The 4,250-nt window shown below is 59.5% G+C and carries 2 protein-coding genes and 1 pseudogene; all 3 read right to left on the bottom strand.

Features of this window, described 5'->3' with window-relative positions:
- Nucleotides 1–110 precede the first annotated feature (110 nt).
- Nucleotides 111–3,080: a Tn3 family transposase gene (locus BF95_RS24515; RefSeq protein WP_043155383.1), complete on the bottom strand. Its 2,970-nt coding sequence runs from the start codon at nucleotides 3,078–3,080 to the stop codon at nucleotides 111–113.
- Nucleotides 3,081–3,171: 91 nt separating this feature from the next.
- Nucleotides 3,172–3,791, bottom strand: a pseudogene (locus BF95_RS24510) (FAD-dependent oxidoreductase).
- A 38-nt stretch (nucleotides 3,792–3,829) separates the two neighbouring features.
- Nucleotides 3,830–4,117 (bottom strand): FAD-dependent oxidoreductase, encoded by a 288-nt coding sequence (locus BF95_RS30505; RefSeq protein WP_268747203.1) that lies wholly within the window; start codon nucleotides 4,115–4,117, stop codon nucleotides 3,830–3,832.
- Nucleotides 4,118–4,250 lie beyond the last annotated feature (133 nt).

Below are 4,250 nucleotides of genomic sequence, written 5' to 3'. Positions count from 1 at the left end.
CTCAGTTGACAAGGCGCGGGCAACGGAAGAGTCTGTCCCCGTACTGGGGCGTCACCCTCAAAGGTTTTGTKCGCCAGACAACGATTTCTCGGACATAAGCGGAACATSGGCTACGCWACACGCTTCAACCGCGCCATTGGCTCGTTGAGTGGGTGGAATTCACCTGCKGGAAGTCGCCTKGCCTGYTCCCAGAGGTAATCGCCGGTCAGRCTGATRTGCGCCCAGCCCATCGGAGAMAGGTGCGCRAGCAGTGCCGCATCGAACGTYGTGCCGACRGCGTTGAGGTGCTKGGCGGCSCGGTCGAGATAGACCGTGTTCCAGTAGGAAATCGCCGCGATCAGCARGTTCAGCCCAGATGCRCGAAATTCCTGATTTTCCAGCGAGCGATCGGTGAACCGGCCCTGCCGGTTGGTATAGATGGCGGCGGCAAGCGTGTGCCKCGCYTCGCCTTTGTTGAGACCGGCCTGACAGGCACGKCGCAGTTCCGGTTGTTCRAGCCAATCGAGCGTGAACAAAGTGCGCTCGATACGGCCCAGTTCAGCCAATGCAAAATCCAGCCTGTTCTGGCGTTTGTAGGCGGCAAGCTTTCGCAAGATTACTGACGGCGCCACCGTGCCATCCTTGATTGAGGCGACAATCCTGACGATGTCATCCCAATCAGCCTCGATCGCTGCGGTTTTGATGGTGCGGCCCATCAGGCTTTCGATGCCCTTGTATGTCGATGGCGCAGCGATCGAACCCAGTTTGCGGTCGGCAATATCGCGCAGTCGGGGCGCAAAGCGGAACCCGAGCAGGTGGCAGAGTGCGAAAACATGATCGGTCGCGCCGCCGGTATCGGTATAGTGCTCATGCAACGGAAGGTTGCCAGCGCCCAGGACAAGGCCGTCGAGCACGTAGGGCGCTTCACCTGCCGTCGCGGACATGATCCGTGATCCGAATGATGCGAAGTGATCGGAAAGGTGGGAATAGATTTTCACGCCAGGTTCGGTTCCATATTTGGCATTGACGTCCGCCGCCCCCGAACGGCTCCGCCCCGACCGGAAGAACTGGCCATCGGACGACGAACTGGTGCCAGCACCCCAATGCCGCGCGAAGGGTAACTCGTGGTGGGCTGAGATAATCATGGCCAGTGCGGCCTGATAATTGTCGGGGGAAAGGTACCAGTTGTGGGTCCATGCGAGCTGGGCATAGCTGACGCCTTCGCTGGCATTGGCCATCCTCTCCAGCCCGAGGTTGGTGCCGTCAGCCAGAATTGCGGCGAGTACCGTGCTGGGGTTGTCATGCTCCTTGCCTGAACGCAGGTCACGGAATGCGTTCAAAAAACCAGTGCGTTCGGCGACTTCAAGCAGCAGCTCGGTGATGCGCACGCGGGGAAGCAGGGTATCGAGCTTRCGATCGAGGGCTTCAGCTTCCGGTGGGGTGACAGGCGGCATTTTCTGAAGCTTGAGCCGGTCTCGTTCGAGCGACACTCCCTCAAGCTTGTTTGYTTTCAACTGYTTGGCAAATCGGCGCAGCCGCCAGTCAAGATTTCGTGMCCGGTCAGCGAGGTAGGAYGCAGCATTTGAATCGAACGGAAGCRCATCSGCCACTTTGGCGGCGTCGCGCCGACCCAGCAAATAGGCATCGAAGCRCTGATAGTTGCGGGTTCCCTCGATCCATACATCACCGGCGCGCAAACGATCRCGCAAGGTTGCCATGATCGCAATTTCATAACGTCGGCGGTCGATACGGCCGYTTTCGGTGATGAGGCGCTTCCATTGCCGATTGGGGAATGGCAGTGGAACGCCATCGGGAAGGTCGCGCGACTTTCGTGTGTTCGCATCGCGAATGACATCGATAGCCTTGAGTAGTGCCGATCCGCTTCCCGATGTCTTGAACGCGAAAGCGTCCAGAAATGCTGGGCTGAAACGCCGTAGCGTGGCGTAACGCTCGGTTGCCGTTACCAGTGCGTCCTCGCCGGCAAGATCAGCAAGGGCATCGACTTGGGCCCTTGCCGCAACAAGTCGGTGCCAGCCCACCGCTTCGTCAATCAATTCGAACGGATCGCCGCCATTCTGGACAGCCTCATCAAGTGCTGTGATTGTGGCACCAAACAGCCGCATAAGTTGCCCCACCGACTGAATGCTGTCTTGATAGCGACGTTCGCGCCCACGTCGGGCACGCGTGAACATGCCGCCGATAAGCCGGTCAAACATCTGGACCGCCGCGTCGGCAAGTCTGGCCTCAAGGTCGATCACTGCGGCCGTCAACGTCGCCCGCCTGCGATTGACACTGTAATCCGACAGGAGGAATGCCGGTGCCACGCCGCCTTCGCGGAGAAACTGGGTAAAGCGGAATTCCGGAATGGCGCCCCCAACTGCCGGGTCGACACTTATGCCGCGAACATAGCGCAGGCGCTCAAGCAAGCCATTGATATTGGCCGCAGTCGGGGCTTCTTTGAAATTACGCAACCACGCCAGCGGCGTCATGCCGAAATCCGGGTTGTTGATTACGAGTTCGTCTAGCCGTGTCAGTTCAGCAGAGCTGAGGCCTTCGACGATTGCGGCTGCGGCAGCTTTGCGTGCGCGTGCCCGGCCAGCAAGACCGGCGCGTTCCAGCGTGTCGCCTGACGGAAGAATGAACCGCTCACCCTTCAGGCCAACCATGAGGGCGCGAACAATCGGTTCACCTCTGTCTGTATACTCGGCGGCTTGCGCGGCAAGATTCAGGGCAAGTGCCAGGTCGCCGCGTCGAAAACGGGCGTATGCAAGATAACGCGCCACGAGATCGGCATGATCGGTACGGGTTTGCGCGCGCTGACCATATGCAGAGAAGGAGGAAGGATCGACGAATAACTGTGCCGCGAGGTACTGAAGAATGACGTCGGGAAGCCCGATCTCGGGTTGCAGACCAAAGCCGGGATGTCGCATCAAAGCGATTTGTGCAGCCAGACCGAGGCGATTTGCTGGACCATAGCGGCGCCCAACCAATTCAACATCTTCCGCGGAAAGGGTATAATGCCCAATGATCGCGATTTCCTCGACAGGAGGATCGAACAGGCGCTGTCGCTCGTCTCCGGTCAGAAGTCGGCGCCGTGCCATTTTGCTCTCCCGCTGAGTCGAACGACAAAATTAACACCAAAGCGGCTCGCGCTGGAGGGTGTCTATTCGTTGTAGATTGATCCCCGAGCAATCACCCGGCGCAGCAAGACAGTTTGGCGACATCCTTATCAAACGTTTGGGCCGCCAGTTTGAGGCCTTCCACAGTGGTCAGGTAAGGAAATATCGTTGCACCCAATTCCAGGGTGGTCATGCCATGTTTGATCGCCAGCACCAGTGTCTGGATCGAATCCGCGCCTTCGGGTGCCATGATCTGCCACCCAGCAAACGGTCGTTTGCCTTGTCGGCAACCAGTTTGATGAGACCCCGCGTATCGCGTGCTGCCAGTGCCCTTGGCACAGCGTCGAGCGGGAGCAGCGAAACCTTGATGTCCAGGCCTTGCGCCCGTGCTGTAGTTTCAGTGAGGCCTGCGCTGGCGACTTGCGGGTCAGTGAAAACGACGGATGGCATGGCGGAATTGTCGTAGCGGTATTGGTTGCCCGTCACCGCGTTGCGCGCGGCCAGTTTTGCGGCATAGGCGGCCATGTAGACGAACTGGTCCCGTCCCGTTACATCGCCCGCCGCGTAAATGCCTGAGACCGACGTTTCGAGGTGGTCATCGACGACGATTCCACCATTACGGGCAAGCACTATGCCGCGCTCCTCCAACCCAAGCCCGTCGCTATTGGGTCGGCGTCCGGTGGCAATCAGCACCTGTTCCGCCGCGACGGTGTCGCGATGCCCCTCGCAGGTCAATTCGACCCCCGCTCTGTGTTTGGGGCGATACGCTGATAGCCGACACCTGCGCAAAACCCCGCACGCCCTCGGCTTCCAAATAGTTTTTTYAGCGCGGCACTCACTTCCGGGTCCATTTCGGGRAGCAGGCGGCTTCGGCAGCAGATGGTGACATCAACGCCCAGACGCGAAAACATCTGTCCCAGTTCWACCCCRATCACCCCGCCACCGATCACCAGCAGCGATTTGGGCARGCGATCCAGCGCYAGCGCCGATGTGCTGGTTAGGTAGGGCACGCTGTCCATCCCCCGGAATCGGCGGCACGGCGGCGTGCGCACCCATCGCCAAATATGACCTTGCCGACTTTTTATCGGCACATCGTCAACGATCAGCGCACCGTCTGCGAAGCGTGCCTTGCCCTCGATATAGCTTACCCCG

Source organism: Sphingobium sp. Ant17 (assembly GCF_000588875.1).
Taxonomy (GTDB): domain Bacteria; phylum Pseudomonadota; class Alphaproteobacteria; order Sphingomonadales; family Sphingomonadaceae; genus Sphingobium.
The sequence above is the reverse complement of the archived record's forward strand: the minus strand, read 5'-3'. Positions and strand labels throughout refer to the sequence as shown.